The sequence below is a fragment of the Rhizobium sp. Root491 genome, from assembly GCF_001427205.1.
GTDB lineage: Bacteria > Pseudomonadota > Alphaproteobacteria > Rhizobiales > Rhizobiaceae > Agrobacterium > Agrobacterium tumefaciens.
On the sequence record NZ_LMFF01000017.1, the window covers coordinates 73,228 to 95,149 of the forward strand.

At 59.6% G+C, this 21,922-nt stretch carries 18 protein-coding genes; 2 read left to right on the top strand and 16 right to left on the bottom strand.

Going from position 1 to position 21,922, the window contains the following annotated elements:
- Positions 1–28 precede the first annotated feature (28 nt).
- The 8 genes from ASD46_RS20505 to ASD46_RS20540 form a co-directional block, all read right to left on the bottom strand.
- Complete coding sequence (locus ASD46_RS20505) at positions 29–1,681, bottom strand: OFA family MFS transporter (protein ID WP_013761061.1); 1,653 nt, start codon at positions 1,679–1,681, stop codon at positions 29–31.
- 132 nt (positions 1,682–1,813) lie between these two features.
- Positions 1,814–2,152: a formate dehydrogenase subunit delta gene (locus tag ASD46_RS20510; RefSeq protein ID WP_013761062.1), complete on the bottom strand. Its 339-nt coding sequence runs from the start codon at positions 2,150–2,152 to the stop codon at positions 1,814–1,816.
- 71 nt (positions 2,153–2,223) lie between these two features.
- Positions 2,224–5,106: a formate dehydrogenase subunit alpha gene (gene fdhF / locus ASD46_RS20515; protein WP_013761063.1), complete on the bottom strand. Its 2,883-nt coding sequence runs from the start codon at positions 5,104–5,106 to the stop codon at positions 2,224–2,226.
- A 4-nt stretch (positions 5,107–5,110) separates the two neighbouring features.
- Entirely contained in the window at positions 5,111–6,667 is a 1,557-nt protein-coding gene (locus ASD46_RS20520; protein ID WP_013761064.1) for a formate dehydrogenase beta subunit, read from the bottom strand.
- Entirely contained in the window at positions 6,664–7,143 is a 480-nt protein-coding gene (locus ASD46_RS20525) for a formate dehydrogenase subunit gamma (RefSeq protein ID WP_004431359.1), read from the bottom strand. The genes ASD46_RS20520 and ASD46_RS20525 overlap by 4 nt, the downstream gene beginning before the upstream one ends.
- 112 nt (positions 7,144–7,255) lie before the next feature.
- Positions 7,256–8,191 (bottom strand): LysR family transcriptional regulator, encoded by a 936-nt coding sequence (locus ASD46_RS20530; protein ID WP_004431358.1) that lies wholly within the window; start codon positions 8,189–8,191, stop codon positions 7,256–7,258.
- 115 nt (positions 8,192–8,306) lie between these two features.
- Positions 8,307–9,023: an aspartate/glutamate racemase family protein gene (locus tag ASD46_RS20535; protein ID WP_013761066.1), complete on the bottom strand. Its 717-nt coding sequence runs from the start codon at positions 9,021–9,023 to the stop codon at positions 8,307–8,309.
- Positions 9,024–9,045: 22 nt separating this feature from the next.
- On the bottom strand, positions 9,046–9,675 hold the full coding sequence (locus ASD46_RS20540) for a flavin reductase family protein (RefSeq protein WP_013761067.1): 630 nt from the start codon (positions 9,673–9,675) through the stop codon (positions 9,046–9,048).
- A gap of 129 nt (positions 9,676–9,804) precedes the next feature.
- Between ASD46_RS20540 and ASD46_RS20545 the strand changes: the two genes are divergently transcribed.
- Positions 9,805–10,482 carry a GntR family transcriptional regulator gene (locus tag ASD46_RS20545; protein WP_004431355.1) on the top strand — a complete coding sequence of 226 codons (678 nt, stop codon included), beginning with the start codon at positions 9,805–9,807 and terminating at the stop codon, positions 10,480–10,482.
- 8 nt (positions 10,483–10,490) lie between these two features.
- Here the strand turns inward: ASD46_RS20545 and ASD46_RS20550 are convergent, their stop codons facing one another.
- The 7 genes from ASD46_RS20550 to ASD46_RS20580 form a co-directional block, all read right to left on the bottom strand.
- On the bottom strand, positions 10,491–11,501 hold the full coding sequence (locus ASD46_RS20550) for an ABC transporter ATP-binding protein (RefSeq protein ID WP_013761068.1): 1,011 nt from the start codon (positions 11,499–11,501) through the stop codon (positions 10,491–10,493).
- Positions 11,498–12,481: an ABC transporter ATP-binding protein gene (locus ASD46_RS20555; RefSeq protein ID WP_004431353.1), complete on the bottom strand. Its 984-nt coding sequence runs from the start codon at positions 12,479–12,481 to the stop codon at positions 11,498–11,500. The genes ASD46_RS20550 and ASD46_RS20555 overlap by 4 nt, the downstream gene beginning before the upstream one ends.
- Positions 12,474–13,967: an amidohydrolase family protein gene (locus ASD46_RS20560; protein WP_060642593.1), complete on the bottom strand. Its 1,494-nt coding sequence runs from the start codon at positions 13,965–13,967 to the stop codon at positions 12,474–12,476. Before ASD46_RS20560 ends, ASD46_RS20555 begins: the two co-directional genes overlap by 8 nt.
- A complete protein-coding gene (locus ASD46_RS20565) occupies positions 13,967–15,160 on the bottom strand; it encodes an amidohydrolase family protein (protein ID WP_060642594.1) in 1,194 nt (397 codons plus the stop codon). The genes ASD46_RS20560 and ASD46_RS20565 overlap by 1 nt, the downstream gene beginning before the upstream one ends.
- A gap of 5 nt (positions 15,161–15,165) precedes the next feature.
- A complete protein-coding gene (locus tag ASD46_RS20570) occupies positions 15,166–16,116 on the bottom strand; it encodes an ABC transporter permease (RefSeq protein ID WP_013761071.1) in 951 nt (316 codons plus the stop codon).
- Between the two features lie 18 nt (positions 16,117–16,134).
- The gene (locus ASD46_RS20575) at positions 16,135–17,103 is read right to left on the bottom strand and encodes an ABC transporter permease (protein WP_004431345.1); all 969 of its coding nucleotides are present in this window, start codon (positions 17,101–17,103) and stop codon (positions 16,135–16,137) included.
- A gap of 171 nt (positions 17,104–17,274) precedes the next feature.
- Positions 17,275–18,840, bottom strand: a complete 1,566-nt coding sequence (locus tag ASD46_RS20580) for an ABC transporter substrate-binding protein (RefSeq protein ID WP_013761072.1) — start codon at positions 18,838–18,840, stop codon at positions 17,275–17,277.
- A gap of 168 nt (positions 18,841–19,008) precedes the next feature.
- Between ASD46_RS20580 and ASD46_RS20585 the strand changes: the two genes are divergently transcribed.
- Complete coding sequence (locus ASD46_RS20585) at positions 19,009–20,499, top strand: amidohydrolase family protein (RefSeq protein ID WP_013761073.1); 1,491 nt, start codon at positions 19,009–19,011, stop codon at positions 20,497–20,499.
- A gap of 244 nt (positions 20,500–20,743) precedes the next feature.
- Here ASD46_RS20585 and ASD46_RS20590 read toward each other — a convergent pair whose 3' ends face one another.
- A complete protein-coding gene (locus ASD46_RS20590) occupies positions 20,744–21,799 on the bottom strand; it encodes a porin (protein WP_013761074.1) in 1,056 nt (351 codons plus the stop codon).
- Positions 21,800–21,922 lie beyond the last annotated feature (123 nt).

Here is a 21,922-nt window from a genome sequence, read left to right on the forward strand (position 1 = left end):
TGCCCGGACGATCTAATGCTTGTCGCAATCAGCCAAACAGCACAAGGCTGCTTTTGACCGTGACCCACACGCCCCAGAGAAGTGGTATGCCGACGGCTGCCCAGGCGAGTGCGGCCTTGGCGTCCAAGCCACCCCTGCCGATACCGAAGGAACCGGTGGGCCCTGCATTGGCGGCTGCAGTCTTGGCCTGAAGTGTCGCAACCTCCGCATCCGACATGAACCATTTCTCCGGCAACGGCCGGACAAACGCGTTGGCGATGAGGCCGATCGCGAGCATCCCCGCCAGGATGTACATGGTGCTGGTATAGAGTGCGGGACCCGGCGCGACACCGGCCGCGATCTGTGCTTCGCGGATGTAGTTGACGACAACAGGCCCGGCGATACCGGCCGTTGCCCATGCCGTCAGCAGACGGCCATGGATAGCGCCGACGAACTGCGTGCCGAAGATGTCGGCAAGATAGGCGGGAATGGTTGCAAAGCCGCCGCCATACATCGACAGGATGATGCCGAGGGCAAGAACGAAGAACGCCTTGGAACCCATCGTTGCCAGCGTCGGGGCCAGCGCATAAAGAATGATGCCAAGCACGAAGAAGCAGAAGTAAGTGTTCTTGCGGCCGATTTTGTCGGACATGGAAGCCCAGAAGAAGCGGCCGCCGATGTTAAACAGCGACAGCAGGCCGGTGAACCCGGCCGCGATGGCGGCGATCGATGCTTTCTGCTCGATATTGAGGTCAGCAAAGCCAACGCCGGGCAGACCGATCAACGACCCCGCGAAAATCTCCTGCAACATTGGCGATGCCATGCCGATCACGCCGATACCCGCCGACACGTTGAGGCACAGAACCGCCCAGATGAGCCAGAACTGCTTCGTCTTGTGCGCATCACGCAGATGAACGTGACGATTGGTGATCATGGCACTTTTGGCCGCCGGGGCCGTCCAGCCTTCCGGACGCCAGCCCGCCGGTGGAATGCGGTAACCGAAGGCACCCGCCATCATGAAGACGAAATAGATCAATGCCATGACGACGAACGTTTGCCAGACACCGACTGAAGTATCCGTCTTGAAGGTATTCATGAGCAGATTGGCAAGCGGTGCGCCGATCATAGCACCGCCGCCGAAGCCCATGATGGCCATGCCGGTTGCCATGCCGCGCCGGTCCGGAAACCATTTGATCAATGTCGAGACCGGCGAGATGTAACCGAGACCAAGACCAACGCCGCCGATGACACCTGCCCCGACCCACATCAGCCAGAGCTGGTGCGTCATCACGCCAAGCGCTGCAACCAGAATGCCGCCGCACCAGCAGCAGGCGGAAACGAAGCCGGCCTTGCGCGGCCCGACCCTTTCCAACCAACCGCCCCAGATCGCCGCCGAGCATCCGAGCAAGACGAAGAAGAGCGTATAGATCCAGCCAAGATCGGCCACACGCCAGTTGCACTCCGTGGTGAACAGTGCCCCGACAAGGGTAAGGCTGGAGCAACTGGGGTCCGTTGCCGGCAATGCCTTCGACAGCGGCAGCCAGAAGACGCTGAAGCCGTAGGCCATGCCGATACACAAGTGAATGGCCAAAGCCGCCGGCGGTACCAGCCAGCGGTTGAAGCCGGGTTTTGCTATGATCCGTTCGCGGTCTAGAACCCCGGCTTGCGCCGGCCCTCCCGCAGATACGCCTGCTACTGCCATCGACACTACCTCCCTCGTGAATGTCTGGACAACCATGATACGCCCGCATTGGCCGCATCGACCGGGCGTTACCGAGATCGCCGGATGTCCCCCATCCGGCAACACCTGTTTGCGGCGTGTTACCGCCTGGCTTTACGTGGTTTCGGGAATGCTCGGTTCGGACAAGGACTCGCCCGCAGCAACGCCCTTGCCCTCCGGCGTTCCCGTGGCATCCTTGCCAAGCCCGACCGTATCGGCGGCGGGCACCCCGGGCCTCTTGATCTTGAGCGCTGCTGCGAGCACCAGCGGCAAAAACTCCCCGGCACCGGCATCAACCATCTCGAAAAACCGTTTGCGCATACGGGGTTCCCAGAATTTGTTAATGTGGGTGGCGACACCCTCAACGCGGATATCCTCCGGCTGGGAAAGGAAAAAAGTCGCGATCTGGTTCGCCATTCTCACCAGTTTTTCGTCGGTGTGATTAAGCAACATGGCTGTTTTCCCCGCGCCGCCTGACGGACGACGTTCACGTTTTCGAAAGGCCGGGATTGCCCCGGCCCCGATTATTCGGCCGCCTCGAGCTTGCCAGCGATCCGCCGCGAACGGCGGCTGAGCGCGTCATATCCTTCCTGCCATTCGGTCGGCCCGTTCGAGGGCGAGACCTGAACCGCGGTGACCTTGTATTCCGGACAGTTCGTCGCCCAGTCCGAGTAGTCGGTGGTAATGACGTTTGCCTGCGTGCCCGGATGGTGGAAGGTGGTATAGACCACCCCCGGCGCGACACGATCGGTGATCAGCGCCCGTAGCGTCGTATCGCCCGAACGGCTGGCGAGCTTGATCCAGTCACCATCCTTGACGCCACGCTGTTCGGCATCATGCGGATGGATTTCGAGACGATCCTCCTCATGCCAGACGACGTTTTCGGTGCGCCGTGTCTGCGCGCCGACATTGTACTGCGACAGAATGCGGCCGGTGGTGAGCAGCAGCGGAAAGCGCGGGCCGGTATGCTCGTCCGTCGCCACATATTCGGTGCGGATGAACTTGCCCTTGCCGCGCACGAACCCGTCCACATGCATGATCGGCGAGCCTTCCGGGAATTTTTCGTTACACGGCCACTGCACCGAGCCTCTGCTCTCCAGATAGTCATAGGAAACGCCGGCAAAGCTCGGCGTTGTCGCCGCGATTTCATCCATGATCTGCGACGGGTGCGTATAGTTCCAGTTCAGCCCCATGGCCTGAGCCAGCTTCTGGGTGACCTCCCAATCCGAATAGCCGTTTTTCGGCGACATGACCTTGCGCACACGATTGATGCGGCGTTCGGCATTGGTGAACGTGCCATCCTTTTCGAGGAAGGTGGAACCCGGCAGGAAGACATGCGCGTAGTTCGCCGTCTCGTTCAGGAACAGGTCGTGCACGACAACACATTCCATCGCGGCAAGACCGGCTGAAACATGCTTGGTGTCCGGGTCCGACTGGAGGATGTCTTCGCCCTGAATGTAGATGCCCTTGAAACTGCCATCAACGGCTGCATCCAGCATGTTGGGGATGCGCAGCCCCGGCTCGTTGTTGAGGGTAACACCCCAGAGCTTTTCGAATATTTCGCGGGTGGCATCGTCGGATATATGACGATAACCGGGAAGCTCATGCGGGAAGGAACCCATGTCGCAGGAACCCTGCACATTGTTCTGGCCGCGCAACGGATTGACGCCGACACCGGGGCGACCAATGTTGCCGGTCGCCATGGCAAGATTGGCAATCGCCATGACGGTCGTGGAACCCTGGCTGTGTTCGGTAACGCCAAGCCCGTAATAGATTGCGCCATTGCCGCCCTTGGCAAACAGCCTGGCGGCACCGCGCAGCTCCTCGGCGGGAACGCCGGTAAAGCTTTCGGTTTCCTCCGGGCCATGCTGCGGTTCGGCCACGAAGGCGGCCCAGTCCTCAAATTCCGACCAGTCGCAACGCTCGCGGATGAAGGCCTCGTCGAACAAACCTTCGGTAACGATGACGTGGGCAAGGGCTGTCAGCACCGCAACATTCGTTCCGGGCTTCAGCGGCAAATGGAACGACGCCTCCACATGCGGCGTGCGAACGAGATCGATGCGGCGCGGATCGATGACGATCAGCTTTGCGCCTTGGCGCAGGCGCTTCTTCAGGCGTGAGCCGAACACCGGGTGCCCGTCCGTCGGGTTGGCGCCGATGACGAGGACAACATCCGAATGTTCGACGGAATCGAAATTCTGCGTTCCGGCAGAGGTGCCGAACGCCTGCCCCAACCCGTACCCCGTCGGCGAATGACAGACGCGGGCGCAGGTATCGACATTGTTGTTGCCGAAACCGGCACGGATGAGCTTCTGGACCAGAAAGGTCTCTTCATTGGTGCAACGAGACGAGGTGATGCCGCCGATGGATTCGCGGCCATAGGTTCCCTGAATGCGCTGGAATTCGGAGGCGACATGGGCAAATGCCTCGTCCCACGTCACTTCGCGCCACGGGTCGCTGATCTTTTCGCGGACCATCGGGTTGAGAATACGGTCGCGGTGGCTGGCATAACCATAAGCAAAGCGACCCTTGACGCAGGAATGGCCACGGTTTGCCTGACCGTCCTTCCACGGCACCATGCGAACCAGCTCTTCGCCACGCATCTCCGCCTTGAACGAGCAGCCGACACCGCAATAAGCGCAGGTGGTGACCAGCGAATGTTCCGGCTGGCCAATGGCGATCACCGATTTTTCAGTCAGCGTCGCCGTCGGACAGGCCTGCACGCAGGCGCCGCAGGAAACGCATTCGGAATCAAGAAATGCCTCGTGCGCGCCGGGCGAAACACGGCTTTCAAAGCCGCGCCCTTCGATCGTCAATGCGAACGTTCCCTGCACTTCCTCACAGGCGCGCACGCAGCGGGAACATACGATGCACTTCGACGGATCGTAGGTGAAATACGGGTTGCTCTCGTCCTTGGGCATCCAGTTGGCGTTGAGGTCGCCATCGCCGGCACGGGCCTTCACATGGTTGTCACCATCATAGCCGTAACGCACGTCACGCAGGCCGACGGCGCCAGCCATATCCTGCAATTCACAGTCGCCATTTGCGGCGCAGGTGAGACAGTCGAGCGGGTGGTCGGAGATATAAAGCTCCATCACACCCTTGCGGATCTGCTTCAGGCGTTCCGTCTGGGTGTGGACGACAAGACCGGCCGCCACTGGCGTGGTGCAGGAGGCGGGGGTGCCATTGCGGCCCTCCACCTCGATGAGACAGAGGCGACAGGAACCGAAGGCATCGACCATATCGGTGGCGCAGAGTTTGGGAACATCGATGCCCGCTTCTCTCGAAGCACGCATGATGGACGTTCCCGCCGGCACGGTGATCTCGCGGCCGTCTATCGTTAGCGTGACCATCTCTGTCGAGGTGGATTTTGGTGTTCCGTAGTCGATTTCAGATATAAGGGCCATGGTCTTACTCCGCCGCTTCGACACGTGGGATGGGTGCAAAATCCTGCGGGAAGTGCCTGAGCGCGCTCATCACGGGATAAGGCGTGAAACCGCCTAGCGCGCAGAGCGAACCGAACTTCATGGTTTCGCAGAGATCCTCAAGCAGCGCCGTATTTCGCTCTGCTTCTATTCCAAGGGAAATCTTGTCCACCGTCTCGACACCGCGTGTCGAACCGATCCGGCATGGCGTACACTTTCCGCAACTTTCGACGGCACAGAATTCCAGGGCAAAACGCGCCTGGCGCAGCATATCGGCGGTGTCGTCAAAGACGACGATGCCGGCGTGACCGATCAGGCCGCCTGCAGTGGTAAATGCCTCGTAGTCGAACAGCGTATCAAACAGCGACACTGGGAAATAAGCGCCCAATGGGCCGCCGACCTGAACCGCCTTGACCGGCCGGCCAGTAATGGTGCCGCCACCGATCTCGTTGACCAATTGCCCGAGCGGCAGACCGAAAGCGGTCTCGTAAAGCCCGCCATGTCTGATGTTTCCGGCAAGCTGGATCGGGATCGTGCCGTGCGAACGACCAATGCCGAAATCCCGGTAGAACGCCGCGCCGCGATCCATGATCACAGGGATCGAAGAAAGAGAAATGACATTGTTGACTACCGTCGGTTTGCCGAACAGCCCCTGCAGGGCGGGAAGTGGCGGCTTGGCGCGCACCGTGCCGCGCTTGCCTTCGAGACTGTTGAGCAGCGAGGTTTCCTCACCGCATACATAGGCTCCGGCGCCCATGCGCACCTCGAGATCGAACGCGCGACCCGAACCCAGCACAGACGCGCCGATCACCCCTTCTCGCAGGGCAATGTCGATGGCTTTTTCCATCGTCCTAACGGCATGGGGATATTCGGAGCGGGTGTAGATGTAGCCCTTCGTTGCACCAACCGCGAGGCCGGCAATGGCCATGCCCTCAATAAGGACAAAGGGATCGCCTTCCATGATCATGCGGTCGGCAAAGGTGCCGCTGTCGCCCTCATCCGCATTGCAGACAATGTATTTCTGATCGGCGGTGGCATCCGCCACGGTTTTCCACTTGATACCGGTCGGAAAACCGGCGCCACCCCGTCCGCGAAGGCCGCTATCGGTGACCTGTTTGACGATCTCCGCGGGGGTGAGTGCAACGGCCCTCTCCAGCCCCTTCATGCCCTTGTTGGCACGGTAGTCTTCCAGCGAAAGCGGATCGGTCACGCCGCAGCGCGCAAACGTCAGGCGCGTCTGATTCTTCAGGAAAGGGATTTCTTCGGTCAGCCCAAGACAGAGCGCATGATCGCCGCCATCAAGAAAATCCGCATCGAACAGCCCGGAAACATCAGAAGCTTTGACCGGACCATAAGCAACGCGGCCATGATGGGTGTCGACCTCTACCAGCACTTCAAGCCAGAGCAGGCCGCGCGAACCGTTGCGGACAAGGCGAATATCAAGATTGCGGGCCGCGGCCTCACTCTGGATTGCATCGGCAACGCGGTCGGCACCAACGGCGAGTGCTGCGGAATCGCAAGGCACGAAAACGGTCACGCTCATCGACGCACCTCCGCCAGAATGTCGCCAAGACAGTGCTCATCCACTCTGGCATGAACCTCGCCATCCAGCATCAGCGCGGGTGCCTGGGCGCAGAGCCCGAGACAGAAGACCGGCTCGAGTGTGACCGAGCCATCCTTTGCCGTCTGGTGCCAGTCGAGACCAAGTTTCCCCTTGATGGTGTCGGCAAGAGACTCGCAGCCCATCGACTGGCAAGCCTCGGCCCGACAGAGCTTCAGCACGTGGCGCCCGCCGGGATGGTCGCGAAAATCGGGATAGAAGCTCACAACACCATGCACTTCGGCACGCGATACGTTGAGGGCCAGGGCGATCACCTGTTTGACGCTATCAGGCACATAGCCGAATTCTTCCTGCACCCTGTGCAGGATGGGCAGCATTGGCCCTTCCATATGCAGACAGTCGTCAATGATAGCCTGCACACGCGTCGCCTCATCTGCGGCGACAGCACGAATATTCATGAGCCAGTCCTCCCAAACTGACAGGTGGCGGGCGTTTGAACCGGAGGACCTCCACATCCTTGTCCGGCGCGCCGCGCTGCCTGATGGCGAAAGAATGGCGAGCGGAGCAAGATCAGGTCAATATCGTCTTTCCGTCAGTCGATAGGAAATTTCTATCAAAAGCGGAGGCCGCGACGCGCAATCGCGCCTCATGCAGCAGTGCGGAAACAAGTGGCGTATGGGGTTCACGATAGGTGGCGATGAGGCCGACAAGATGCTCGGCATCGGGCTCGACAATCGGGATCATTCGAATTTGTTTTGGAAAACCAAACGATTCCGCGATGTTACGCGGCATAATTGAAGCCCATTGTCCGGTTCGGATATGGGAAAACAGTACAATCATCGAATTGGATTCGAGCGTGGGTTTTGCTTCAACACCCGCTTCGGCCATGTGCTTGTTGATAATGCGGCGGTTTTGCATGTCGGAAGTCAATAGGCAAAGCCGAAGACCCGAAACCTGCTTCCAGGTCACGCTCTCTTGATCGGCAAGGGGCGTGCCTGCAGCCGCAATCAGGTGATATCGCTCCGAGTAAAGCGGAACCGTCGTTACCCGGCCCAGAGGTTCGTTGTCGAGATAGGTGATTCCCGCGTCGATTTCGAGATTTTCGATCTGGCTGAGAACCTGCAACGACGTGCGGGAGGTGACGGAAAACGTGACTGCCGGGTGACGCGCCTGAAAGGGTTCGGTGAGCCTGGGCACCATGGCGAGAGCGGTGGGGATGACGGCCAGCCGGATATGGCCGGCGAGACCTTTACGCGCAGCGCGCATTTCCTCCCGCATGGTACGTGTATCGGCAACGATGCGCCTTGCCCATTCGAGAACCCGCTGCCCCTCCGGCGTCAGGCCCTGATATCGCGCCGCACGTACGACGAGCACGACACCGAGCTGATCTTCCAGTTGCCGGATGGCCGCAGACAGCGTCGGCTGCGAGATGCCGCACTCCTCTGCGGCCCGCCCGAAATGCTCCGCGCGCGCAAGTGCAATGAAAAACTCCAGCTTGTCGATCATCCTGCCTCCCATCCCGCGCGGCCATTCTGCGGACCGGCGCGAAAGCAGACACTAGAGCGAGGCGGGCTTTGTCGCAAACGCCGTGGAGGCGCTTTGCCGCACCCGCCTTTCCCGGTCAGGCGACGAGCTTGGTTTCCTTCACCCGCGGATAATCATAGGCATTGACCTTGGATGTCACGTAACCCGCGCCCACTAGGGCTTCGGCCAGCTTGACGGCGGCTGTGACACCATCGATGACAGGGACGCCGGTTGCCTCGCGCAGCCTGTCGCACAGTGCGGACATGCCGGCGCAACCGAGGATGATGGCTTCTGCCGCATCTTCTTTCTTGGCCGCTTCGATTTCGCGGATCAACATCGCCTCGGCTGCAAGCGGATCCTCTTCAAGACCCAGCACCGGCAGATTGATGGCACGAACCCTGCGGCAATGCCGCTGTGCACCGTAGCTATCGACGAGATCTTCGATAATGGGGATGGAGCGCGGCAGCGTTGTGATGATGGAAAAGCGGCGGCTGATCGTCATCGCCACCTGAATACCGGCCTGGCAGATGCCGATCACGGGACCACGCGCGACTTCGCGCGCCGCATGCAGGCCCGGATCATCAAAGCAGGCAATGACATAGGCATCGACGCCCAGCCGCTCGCCCTTGCGGATTTCCTCCAGCATGCCGGGAACAGCCAGCGCCTCATCGGCCCCGCCTTCGATACTGACCGGCGTATCGACAGGATTTGCAGCGGAAATCTTCGTATCCGCCTGCCTGACGCGCAAGGCGCTCTCGAGCGCCTGCGCCGTCATCGAGGCGGTTGAGTTCGGGTTGATCAGACGAATATGCATTCAGGTCAGCCTTTCGGGACTGTCACTTGCCATCTGGCTTGATGAAGTCGGTAATGGGTGGCGCCTTCAAGACGAACTGGCGATCCGAGGTAATGTAATTGTCGGCATGGAGGCGTGCGATCGGCTGGTATCGATCCGGATCGACATAATGCCCCTCCTTGTCGAGGCAGTCCCTGTGGACATGCATGTGCACGACCTCCCCCAGCACCAGCGTCCGCCGCGGATAATCGATCAGACGCTCCACCCGGCACTCGAAGGCGCAGGGCGATTCCGCTGCAAAGCTCGCATCGATCTTGTTGCAGGGCGCCGGCGTCAGCTGCGCCATGGAAAGTTCGTCGACCTCGCTGTCGAAACCGAGACCGCAGACAAGCATATGTTCGGAGATAGTCATATCGACCATGTTGACGACAAACTCGCCGGTGCGGCGAATATTGGCCATCGTGTCCTTCTCCTCGCCATTCAGACGCGGCTGGATTCCGAGAACAACGATGGGCGGATCATGGGAGAAGACGTTGAAAAAGCTCATCGGCGCTGCATTGTTGTGGCCCGCTTCCGAGCGGGTCGTGACAAGCGCTATCGGCCGCGGACCAATAAAATTCGTCAGCAACCGATAGCGGCTCTGTGGCTCAAGCGTGGTGAAGTCGAATTCCATGACGTTGTCCCGTTTATAGTATACAATATTGTTTCATATTGTTGACAATTATGCAACCAAAACCCTGTTGAAACAGTTGACTTTTTCGGCGGCATCACGCTTTTCTAACCCTAATGGAGAGCGAACAAAATGACCGAGCAGAACGGCCAGTCCACACAGCAAATTGTCGAGAAAGTCTGGCTGTCCATCGCTGAGCGGCGGCTGCGTCCCGGCGTGCAGCTGAAGGAAGAACAACTGGCGACAATTTTCAGTGTCAGCCGTGCACGTATCCGTCAGGCCCTGTCCGTTCTGGAGCGCGACGGTCTCGTCACCATCGTTCCCAATCGCGGCGCCTTCGTTTCGAAACCATCGGTCGAAGAAGCCAGAGACGTGTTCTTCGTGCGTCGCACCGTGGAGCAATGTGTCGTTGAACGTCTGTGCAAATCGGCAACCAAGGCCGATCTGAAACGGCTTCGCGACCATGTTGCCAAGGAGCGCGTGGCCAATGCTCACAACATCACCACCGATATCATCAAGCTCTCCGGCGGGTTCCATCTGCTGCTTGCGGAAACGGCCGGTTCCGATTTCCTGTTCACCACCATGCGCGACCTCATTTCACGTTCCTCCCTCATCACCGCCGTTTACCGCAACACCGACCGCTTCAATTGCGGACCGGACGAGCATGCGGAAATCGTCGATGCGATTGCCAATAACGACCCGGCGAAAGCCACGCATCTGATGACCCACCATCTGGAACATGTGGAAGCGGAACTCGATCTCAGCGAAATCCGCGACCTTTCCCACGATCTGCGCGCCGCACTCGCCTGACTCGACGGTCAGACGAGTTCTCTTTCCTTCACAACCCGCTCTTCTTCGTCCGCCACCAGATGGCAGGCGACACGTGTGCCGCCGACAAGCGTGCGCACCTTTGGCACCTCCGCCGAACAGCGCGCCGTTGCAAGCGGGCAACGCGGATGAAACGTGCATCCCGATGGCGGTTTGAGCGGGCTTGGAACTTCGCCGGCAACCAGTTCCCGATCACGGCGCGGCGCATCGATATTGGGAATGGTCTGCAGCAGAAGCTGGGTATAGGGGTGACGCGGGCGGGCGAACAGCTCCTCCGTGTCGCCCTCCTCCACAATGCGGCCAAGATACATGACCGCGATGCGATCCGACATGTGGCGAACCACGCTCATGTCATGGCTGATGAACAGATAGGTCAGCCCCAACTCGTCCTGAAGGCGTCGCATCAGGTTCAGTACCTGCGCCTGCACCGATACATCGAGTGCCGATGTCGGCTCGTCACAGACCAGAAACTCGGGCTCACTTGCCAAAGCGCGGGCAATGGAGATGCGCTGACGCTGGCCGCCCGAAAATTCATGCGGAAACTTTTCGCCGTCCGAAGCAGACAGACCAACCGTCAGCAACAGTTCCTCCACCCGTTCCATGGTCTCGGCCCGGGTCGCACGAAGTTTCAGTTCGCGGATGGGTTCGGCAATGATATTCTTCACCCGCCAGCGCGGATTGAGCGAGGCATAGGGATCCTGAAAGATCATCTGCGCCGAAAGCGGTGTATCCTTGCGACCCTTGGCGAAGTGGAAATCACCCGCGCTTGGCCGGAACAGCCCGGTCACCAGACGGGCAACCGTGGACTTGCCGCAGCCGCTTTCCCCTACGATGCTGAGACAGCCGCCCGCCGGAACCGTAAAATCGATGTCGTTTACGGCCTGGACGAATTGCCGGGGCTTGCGCTCAATGATCCGGTTGAGCCATGGGGCAGAGACATCGAAGGTCTTGGTGAGGCCCTTGACCGTCAATGCGGGTGTTCTTTGAACGGGCGTGTTCATGCTGTACCTCCTGCATTCATCCAGCAAGCGCTGGCGCCATCACCCACCGCTTCCAGTTCCGGCCGCTCGCGAAGACAACGCGGTCCTGAGAACCCGCAGCGCGGATTGAAGGCGCATCCGGGCGGGATGGCGTCGAGACGCGGCATGGCACCGTCGATCTGGTTGAGCCGTTCCACTCGCGCGCCGAGCGAAGGAATGGAGGCCATCAGGCCCTGCGTATAGGGGTGCCTCGGCGCATGGAGAACCTGTTCGACCGGCCCCACCTCTATCAACCTGCCAGCATAAAGCACGGCAACGCGATCGGCCGCTTCGGCGATGACGCCCATATCATGGGTGACCAGCATGACAGCCGTCTGCTTTTCCTTGCAGAGCTTGCGCAGCAGCGAGATGATCTGCGCCTGGATCGACACGTCAAGCGCCGTCGTCGGTTCATCGGCGATGATCAGTTTCGGCGACGCCGCAAGTGCGAGCGCTATGACGACGCGCTGGCGCATACCACCGGAGAATTGATGCGGATGGTGATCGACGCGCTCTTCCGGAGATGGAATACCGACATCACGCAAAAGCTGGACTGCGCGTGCCTTTGCATCCCTTTTCGAAAGCGGCAGATGCTGGCGGATCGTCTCCACGAGCTGCGCGCCAACCGTGAACAGCGGATTGAGTGAGGTGAGCGGATCCTGAAAGATCGCGCCGATTTCCCGGCCACGGATGCTTTCCATCGCCCTGTCATCGAGTTGATCGATACGACGCGACCCAAGCCATATTTCGCCATCCGCGATGCGGCCTGGTTTTTCGAGCAGGCCCTGTATCGCAAGGCCGGTCATGGATTTTCCGGCACCGGACTCCCCGACCACACCGAGGATTTCGCCGGGGCGGATGGAAAGGCTGATATCCGAAAGTGCCGTCACCGTTCCCCGGCGGCCAGGGAACTCGACTTTCAAATTGCGGACATCGATAACCGACTGGTTCATGTCATCCATTGGTATTCACCTCCACCGGGTAGCTCGGGGGGAAGATTTCCGAAACGGGCGGATTGGCCCAGCTTCGCTCGGGATATTTCGCGATCAGCCCATCGAACTGTGCCTGCGCCTGAACGCGGGCGCTCGCCATGTCGATGTTCGCGACCTTTCTTTCCCGCATGGAGAGACGGCCATCGACAAACACGGCGCGCGTGATTTTGCCCGAACCGCCAGTGACAATCGTCGTGATCGGATCGAGGCTCGGTGCCATGACCGTGTCATCCAGATCGAAGACCGCGATATCGGCGCGCGCACCCTTGGAAAGATGCCCGAGATCGGAGCGACCCAGCGCCCGAGCGCCGCCGAGCGTGGCGGCGTCGAACAGATCGGCTGAGCGGACCTTATCGGGAGCACCGTCATTGATGCGGCAGGTTATGAGACCGACAAGCAGGTTCATCAACATGTCGGCGGGCGCCGTATCGGTGCCCATCGCAATGTTTATTCCAAGCTGCCGGCACGCGGAGAAGGACGACAGCGTACTGCCGCTTCTGGCCGACACCAGCGGACAGTGGACGATGGACACGCCATTTTCCGCATAGAGCGCCAGATCTTCCTGCGTCGCATTGGTGGCGTGCGGCGCGATAAGGCGGTCGCTAAGCAGGCCTGCCTTGGCGAGCCACACCGGTGCAGTCGAGCCATGCAGCTTGCGAACCGTGTCGACCTCCATGGTACCCTGCGCCATGTGCAGCCGGAATTTGCAGCCGAGATCACGGGCGGCCGCATCGGTTCTTTCCAGCAGGGTGAGCGTCGATGTTTCAACCCTATCAGGTGCGAGAAGGCCGCGGACGAGGTCGCCGTGTCTTCCGGTCTGCCGTTCGATGAACGACACGGCTTCCTTCAGCCCCTGAAGACCTCGTTCCTCATCGAACACGGGCACCATGCGCCCCGGCTCTTCCAGCACCATGCCGCCGGAGCGGAAGGCGGGGCTGAGATAGACCCGGAGACCAAGTTCGCCGGCAGCATCGGCCGCAGCCTCGAATTCAGCGACCGTTTCTCCCCATTCACGATAAAACAGCGAGGCAATGGGTGCCGCCGTGGTGATGCCGTTGAGGAGAAGCTGGCCAAAGGCGAAACGTTTCTGGAAGGCAAGCTCCTCCTCGGAATACATCTCGTAAGGACCGGCCTCGACATAGGAGCGCGGCCATACACGGCCCTTCGCCCAGCCGGGGTGATTGTCGATCCCCAAAATAGTCGTATCGAAATCGGAAAGCGCATCGAGGTCGATCAGGCCGGGGCTGATCAGGGCATTGCCGAAATCGACGCGGCGCGCGACCTCGCCCGGAAAGCCATGGCCGACAAAAAGGATTTCGCCGTTCTCGAAAACCACTTCGCCGTTTTTCAACAGCCGGTGAGACCCGTCCTTATGACCGACCACCCAGCTTGCGGTGAGCAGCGTGCGACCGGAGGGCCGTTCACCGAGAGCGATAGACTGTATCGGATTGTTCATCATGGTGCCTCCACCACCGCCTTGCCGCCTCTGGCGGTCACGCGTCCGCCCTTTACGACCAGCGGCCGCGGCGCGACATCGACAACGGCATGGGCCAATGTTTCGCCGGTCAGCAGCGTGAAGTCTGCGTCACAGCCAACCTCAAGACCGTAATCCTTGAGGCCCATGACATCGGCACCGCCCTGCGAGACGACATGGAGGACATGCGCAAGCTCGATATCCGAGCGCAAGCCGTTCTTCATGCCGATGATCTTGGCCCGGTCGAGCATATCCGGCTGACCCCAGGGTCCCCAGGTATCGCGAATGCCGTCACAACCGCCGCCAACGCGAACGCCGGCTTCCTTCAGCCGCATGATCGACGGCACGGTTGCCGAGGGCGCGCCCGTCGTCAGGATCGCCACATCGAGCCGGGCGATTTCATCGATCAGCTTGCCGACCCTGATGTAATCATTCATGCCCAGCGCAAAGGCGTGGCTGATTGCGACCTTGCCTTCCATGCCATTGGCACGAATACGCTCGAAGATCAGCTCCATCGTGAAGGCGCCGAGATCGGCAGCCTCATGCAGGTGAATGTCGATCGGCACGCCGTGCCTGACCGCGAGTTGAAAGAGGATATCGAGCTGACCTTTGGGATCGCGATCGATGCCGCAGGGATCGATGCCGCCAAGGACTTCGCATCCCTGTTTCAGGGCCTCGTCCAGCAACTCCACCGTGCCGGGCGTGACCATGACGCCGGACTGCGGGAAGGCAACGACCTCGATGTCGATGATGCCTTTCAGCTTCTCACGTGTTTCCCATATGCCTTCGACAAGCTTCAGGCCGTGGGTCGGATCGATATCCACATGGCTGCGGATATGCGTGCCGCCGTTTGCAGCAAGGCCGATGGCGTGGCGCATGGACTGGCGGTGCGGATCGATACCGATCTGGGTGCGGTTCTCGCGCTCGAAATCGATCCGTCCGCGCAGGATGGCGGCACGGTTGTTCTCATGCCAGGGCATGCCCCATGTCGTCTTGTCGAGATGGGTGTGTGCATCGATGAGACCGGGCGCGACGATTGCACCGTTGCCATCCTCGACCGCCATGCCGGGTTCGGCCTCGAACTTTCCAAAACCGGCAATCTTTCCCTGTCTTACCAGAATATCGCAGGTGTCGCCCGCCATGGGCCTGACGTTGCGGAGCAGAAGATCGTACATGGAACTCACCTCAGTTTCGGATTGAGCGCATCGCGCAGCCAGTCACCCAGAAGGTTGACGGTGACGACGAGCAGGCAGAGCTGGAAAACGGGAAACAACACGATCCACCAGGAACCGGAAAACAGGAACTGGTTGCCGATGCGGATCAGCGTTCCGAGCGACGGCTGGCTGGGTGGCATGCCGATGCCGAGGAACGACAACGTCGCTTCAGTCAGGATCGCCATGCCGAAGTTGAGCGTGGCGGCAACCATGATCGGCGTCAGCGTATTGGGCAGAATATGGTTTGCCATGATGCGGCGCGCGGGAACGCCGATCAGCTTCGCCGCCTGCACATAGTCCTTGCCGGTTTCGACAATCGCCTGGGCACGCACGGTGCGCGCATATTGCACCCAGGCGGAAAGCGCGATGGCGAGAATGAGCACGGCAGATGCGCCGACCTCGCGAAGATTGTCCGGAAGCATCTGTCTGACGACCGTGGAGACGAGAATTGCCACCAGAATTGTCGGAATGGAGAGCGTGATATCGCCGATGCGCATCAAGAGATTATCGGCAAAACCGCCAAAATAACCGGCCACAAGCCCGGCAGTCATGCCGATGACCAGGGAAAGCGCCACCGAGGCGACACCAATGACGATCGATATGCGCGTGCCGTAGAGGATAGCGGAGAGCATGTCGCGCCCTTGCGTATCCGTGCCGAGCAGAAAGGGCCATTCGCCGCCCTCCTGCCACACCGGCGGCAGTTCGGCCTTCCACATGTCGAGCGAAGCGCCGTCATAAGGGTTCTGCGGTGCGATCAGGGGCGCGAAAACGGCGGCGAGGATGAGGACTGCAAGGATCAGCGCGCTCATCTTGGCCGATCTGCTGTGGCTGAACGACCAGTAGAGATCGCTGTTGCGTATGCGCTTGATGAGCGACGGGCGGGCAGCTTTTGCCGTTTGCGGAAGGTCTGTGGCCATGAAACCGGCTCCCTTCGGTTAGCGCGCAGTGCGCAGACGCGGATCGATCACCGCATAGGCAATGTCGACGAACGTGTTGAGGACAACGAAGATGAAGGAAATGATGCAGAGATAGGCCGCCATGACGGGGATATCGAGAAACGTCACCGCCTGTATGAACAGCATGCCCATGCCCGGCCACTGAAACACCGTCTCGGTGATGAGCGCAAAAGCGATGAGCGAACCGACATTCATCGTCGTCAGCGTCACAACAGGCATAAGACAGTTGCGCAGCGCATGGCGGAAATAAATGCGCCAGCGGGGAATGCCGCGTGCACGGGCGAACTTCACGAAATCGGACCGCAGCACCTCCAGCATCTCGGCGCGGACCAGACGCATGACGAGCGTGATCTGGTAAAGCGAGAGCGCGATGGCAGGCAGAATGAGTGCGGCACGCCCCGATGAGGTGAGCAGGCCGGTGGACCACCAGCCGAGCTGCACGACATCACCGCGACCAAAGGCCGGCGCCCAGCCGAGGCTGACCGAAAAGACGAGAATAAGCAGAATGCCGACAACGAAGCTTGGCAGCGAGACGCCGACAATCGACAGGAATTGCAGGCCCTCCGTATACCATTTTCCGCGCCTGATCGCCGTCAGCACCCCGAGCGGCAGGCCGACGACAAGCGATATGATCGTGGCCACCAGAACCAGTTCCAGCGTGGCCGGAAACCGCTCCGCGATCAGCGGCAGCACCTGCTGGCCGTTGCGATAGGAAACGCCGAAATTGCCCTGGGCGGCATCTTTGACAAACCGCAGATATTGCGTTGGCAGACTGTCGTTAAGACCGAGACGCTCACGCAAGGCGGCGCGATCTTCCTGCGACGTCTGCTCCCCCACCATCAGCTCGACGGGGTCTCCGGCAAGCCTGAAAATGAGAAATGCAATAAGCGCGACGGAAAGCATGACCAGAATGGCATTTCCCATACGCTTGATGATGAAAACCAGCATTGTAACCTCTCGGATGCAAACCCGTGGCCAAAAGGCAGGCAGGTTTGCCCATTTTTGCAAGAGACGGGGTACGGGCCGCATGCGCCCGTAACATTGTCAACAATTGCACCGGCAGCGGAGCATTCAGGGAGGCGTTCAGCGAAATGCCCAATGCCTCCCTGATATTCCGGATTACTTGCCGACCTGCGTCAGCCAGTGGCGCGGCTTGTTGTCGGCGCGGAAATCAACGCTCTTGACCTTTCCGAGCATGGCCCAGGCGATGGGCTGCTGGTGCAGCGGAACAAGCATCGTCTCGTCCTTGGCGATTTTCAATGCAGCTTCTTCAAGCGCGAGACGCTTGGTATTGTCCTGCTCGTGTGCTGCCTGATCCACCAGCTTGTCGATCTCGGGGTTAGACCAGCCGCCATAGTTGGATACGCCCATCGCGCCCTTGCGGGTCGACAGGATCTGCGACAGGAACGAGAAGGCATCAAGCGTCGGCTCGTTCGCCCAGCTAAGGTTGAAGACATCGGCCTTGCCACCATTGCGCTTGGGAGACTGTACCGAACGCGGGGCGATGTCGATTGTCGGCTGGAAGCCGCCGCGTTTGAGCATGTTGGCAACGCCGGAGCAGATGTCTTCCTCGTTGATGCTTTCGTCATTCATGCAGGTATAGGTGAATGCAAGGTTCTTCATACCTGCATCGGCAAGCAGCTTCTGCGCCTTTGCCGGATCGGCAGGCTGGTAGGTATCAAGCGACTTGGCGTAACCCGCAATCTCAGGCGCAATAAGCGAGCCGGACGGTCTTGCAAGATCGCGCATGACCTTCTTGTTGATGAGATCACGATCGATCGACGCCTCGAATGCCTGGCGAACGCGAAGATCGTTGAACGGGTTAGGCTTGCCGTCTTCCAGCTTTTCGCGGCGATTGAAGCCGATGAACAGCGTGCGCAGCTCGGTGCGCTTCTTCACCGTGATGTTCGGCGAGGATTCCAGACGCGGCAGATCCTGGATCGGCGCGGAATCGATCAGGTCGATTTCGCCGGAGAGCAAAGCTGCAACGCGGGTTGCGGCAGAGGCAATCGGCACGAATTCGATGCGGTCGAGATTGTGTTTTTTCTGATCCCACCAGGCATCGTTGGCGACAAGAACCGTCTTGCTATCGGGAACGCGGCTCTCAAGCTTGAACGGGCCGGTGCCGTTGGTGTGCATCGTCGTGTAGCCATCGACCTTGGAAGCGAAGTCGGTCGGCTTTTCGCTGTTGTTATCTTTCAACCACTTGGCATTGAAGATGAAGATATTGGTGATGTCGTTGAGGAAAAGCGAGGTGGGCGCGGTGACGTTCAGATCGACGGTGTAGTCATCGACCTTCTTCACGCCGGCGAAAACCGGAATATTGCCGCGCAATGGCGAGGTGGCATCCGAAGCGCGCGTGAAAGATGCAACGACATCGTCAGCAGTAAACTCAGCACCGTCGTGGAACTTCACACCTTTGCGCAGGGTGAAACGCCATGTTTTTTCATCAACAAGTTTCCACTCCGTCGCAAGCGCCGGCTCAATCTTGAAGTCCGGCCCGTAACGCACCAACCCTTCATAGATATGATTGAGAAAGGCGAGGTTGGAGGTGGAGGGCACCGAATACGGATCAAGCGAGTAAAGATCCGCACGACCGCCCCAACGCAAGGTTTCTGCGTGTGCGGGAACGGCAATGGCGGCGGCAGCCATGGCGGCCAGAACGAAACTTCTAATTCGGGACATTTGATCCCCCCTTTTTATAAATCATTGGATAGCCGGCAGACCTACCGGCCGGACAAGGCGGAGTATTGTTTCGCACAGGCGTATTGTCAATAATATTGTTGACAATTATCGTATCCAAAATCGCGAGGTTCTGGATACAAGCTGCACTTCAATGAGGGAGAGGACGAAATGGGGAATTTTCTGCTGCTGCACGGCACGATGGTGACGGTAGATCGCGAAAGACGCATCATCGAGGATTGTGGCCTTGCCATTCAGGGCGACCGTATTGTCGACATCGGTACAGCAGCGCAGCTGGCGCCACGTCACACCGACAAGCAGATCATAGATTGCCGGGGAAAACTCATCATTCCCGGCCTCATTGACGCCCATGGCCATGCAGGGCACGCGCTGATCCGCAGCATTGCGGCCGACACCAACGCCATGTGGATGAAGGTCGTGACGCCGACCTACTATCACTACGTCACACGCGATTACTGGTATGCGGACGGCCTGGTCTCCGGCATCGAGCGGCTTCGCGCCGGCGTGACGACAGGTGCCAGCATCATCACCTCGATGCCACGCGCCGACGACCCCGTCTTTGCCATCAACCACGCCCGCGCTTATGACGAGATCGGGCTTCGTGAAATCATCTGCGTTGGACCTTCCGGCCTGCCCTGGCCGCACCCGGTGACCCGATGGGAAAGCGGCTCTCCGGAGCGCCGAAATGTAAGCTTCGAGGAAATGATTGAGGGCAGCGAAGCCACGATCGACGCCCTGAACGGAACGGCAGACGGACGCATCAGTGTTTTTCTGACACCCTTTACCATCGTTCCCTCGGTGGAACCCTCCAACGCTTCAAGCCCCGACCAGGCGGTGAAACTGACGGAAAACGACCGCATGCAGGCACGCCGAATACGCGAGACGGCCCGGAAAATGGGCGTCAGGCTACATTCGGATGCATTTGCGGGACAAATCCGCATGGCGTTTCAGGATAAGGAAAATGCGCTTCTCGGCCCGGATATCCACCTCCAGCACTGCTGGGGCATCTCGCATGAAGAAATCGACATTCTGGCGGAAACCGGCACGCGCGTGACCCACGCCCCGCCGGGCCGCTCAACGCCGATCATGGAAATGATGTCCAAGGGGATTCGAGTAGCCATCACCACCGACGGCGCGGCACCCAGCCGTCACTTCGATATGCTCCAGACCGCCCGTCTGGCGCAATTCACGCAGCACCTGCTGCACAATCACGATCGCTACCTTTTGCCGCCGGGCAAGATATTCGAAATGATTACCATCGACGCCGCCCACGCCATCGGCATGGAAGATGAAATCGGCTCGCTCGAAATTGGCAAAAAGGCCGATGTCGTCGTCATCGACATGCGCAAGCCACATCTGATGCCGATGTGGATGCCGGTGCACCGTCTCGTGCATCAGGTTCTGGGAAGCGACGTCGATACCGTTTTCGTCGATGGCAAGATGCTGATGGAAAACGGCCTTGTTCTGACGACTGACGTCGATGCGGCTCTCTCCTTTGGACAGGAAGAGGCACTGGCGCTTGCCGCCCGCGCGGGTCTTGAAGCGCATATGCATGATCCGGGCTGGGGCCGTTTGCTGCGAACCTTCGAAGAGCCAGTGCACCCTCCCCAGCCGCCGGTACCAATGCCTGGCGAGCGATAGCGCAACCTGATCTCCAGGACCGGCAACCCGCCAACCCAGCGACCCGCCCGCAAATGCCCGCAACGACATTGTTGACAAAAATCTGCCGGAACTTTCCTCAAAACAAAATCTCCCCGGCCTGGAGGGGTCCGGGGAGCAAACCTGACATCATGTCAGGAACTTTGACTGGAGCTAGCACTCACCCGCTCAAGAGCGGGGTGGATCTGAGTCATCTAATCCGGTTTAGGCTTTTTTCTTATGGCTATTAGAATGCGCGCTGCAGGCGAACGAAACCGGTCCAGGCTTCAGGCTTGGTGTCGACGTCGAGGTAGTTTGCAGCAACCTTTGCCGAGAGGCCGTCCGTGATCTTGTAGTCAACCGTCAGGCCAGCCTTCCAGGCGTCGTTGTTCGAGAATTTGTCGAACGAGACGAGGCCGTAGCCACTGTAGTACTGGAAGCCGGGGGTGATCTTCAGCTTGTCGGTTGCGTTGATGGCGTATTCGGCAGCAACAGCCCACTCGGAAGCATTGTAGTAAGCGTTTGCGCCGGAAGCCCAAACACCAGACAGGCCAAACGTGCCAGGACCAACACCAGCTGTTGCGATCAGGCGAACAGAGCCGTTTTCGCGGTCAGTGTCATAACCACCGATGAGCTGAAGAGAGACGCTATCGATCTTCGCGCCAGCGCCAACAACGACGCCGACATTGTTACTTGTGTTGTTGTTCTTGTTGAACGTGCCGACCGCGATACCTTCGAGTTCGTCAACCGAGACACCAGCCCAGAAAGAACCCGCTTCATAGGTGTAACGAACGGAATTGAACAAAGCGTTGGTCGCCACATCGTCCGTTTCACCGGAGAGACCATCATCCCACCAGCTCAGGAACTTACCGACCTTCAGGCCGGCGATTTCGATAAAGGCCTGATGAACGAAAACTGCGGATCCCTTGTCGCTGGAACCTGAAGTGGTGGAAGCAGCGGCAGAACCGGTATCAGCATCACCACGCAGGCCGATGAAGCCACGCAGAGCGCCGAGTTCAGTGTCGGTACGGGTGTCAACTTCGAACTGGGCGCGCGTGAATGCGTCCCAATCAGACTTGCCAGCCTTGTCACGGCCGAAGTCGGTCTGGAAGCGAACGTAGCCCTGGAACTTCAGGCAGGTTTCGGTGCCGGGGATGTAGAAGAAGCCGGTGCCGAAGGCGTCGCAGACGCGAACATATTCCATGGGCTCGGGTTCGGCAGCGACGATAGCGTCAGCGGCCTGTGCGCCGGATACTGCTGCGAGAGCSGCAGCGGAGCCGATGAGRAGGCTCTTGATGTTCATTTTTAATCTCCAGTCAAAAATTTTTCAACGAATGCGCAAAACCGAGGGCTGGTCTTTTCCCTGCCGCCCGCTTCTCTGCGCCGATTCAGCAAATGGCAGAAATTACGGGAGACTCGCAATTCA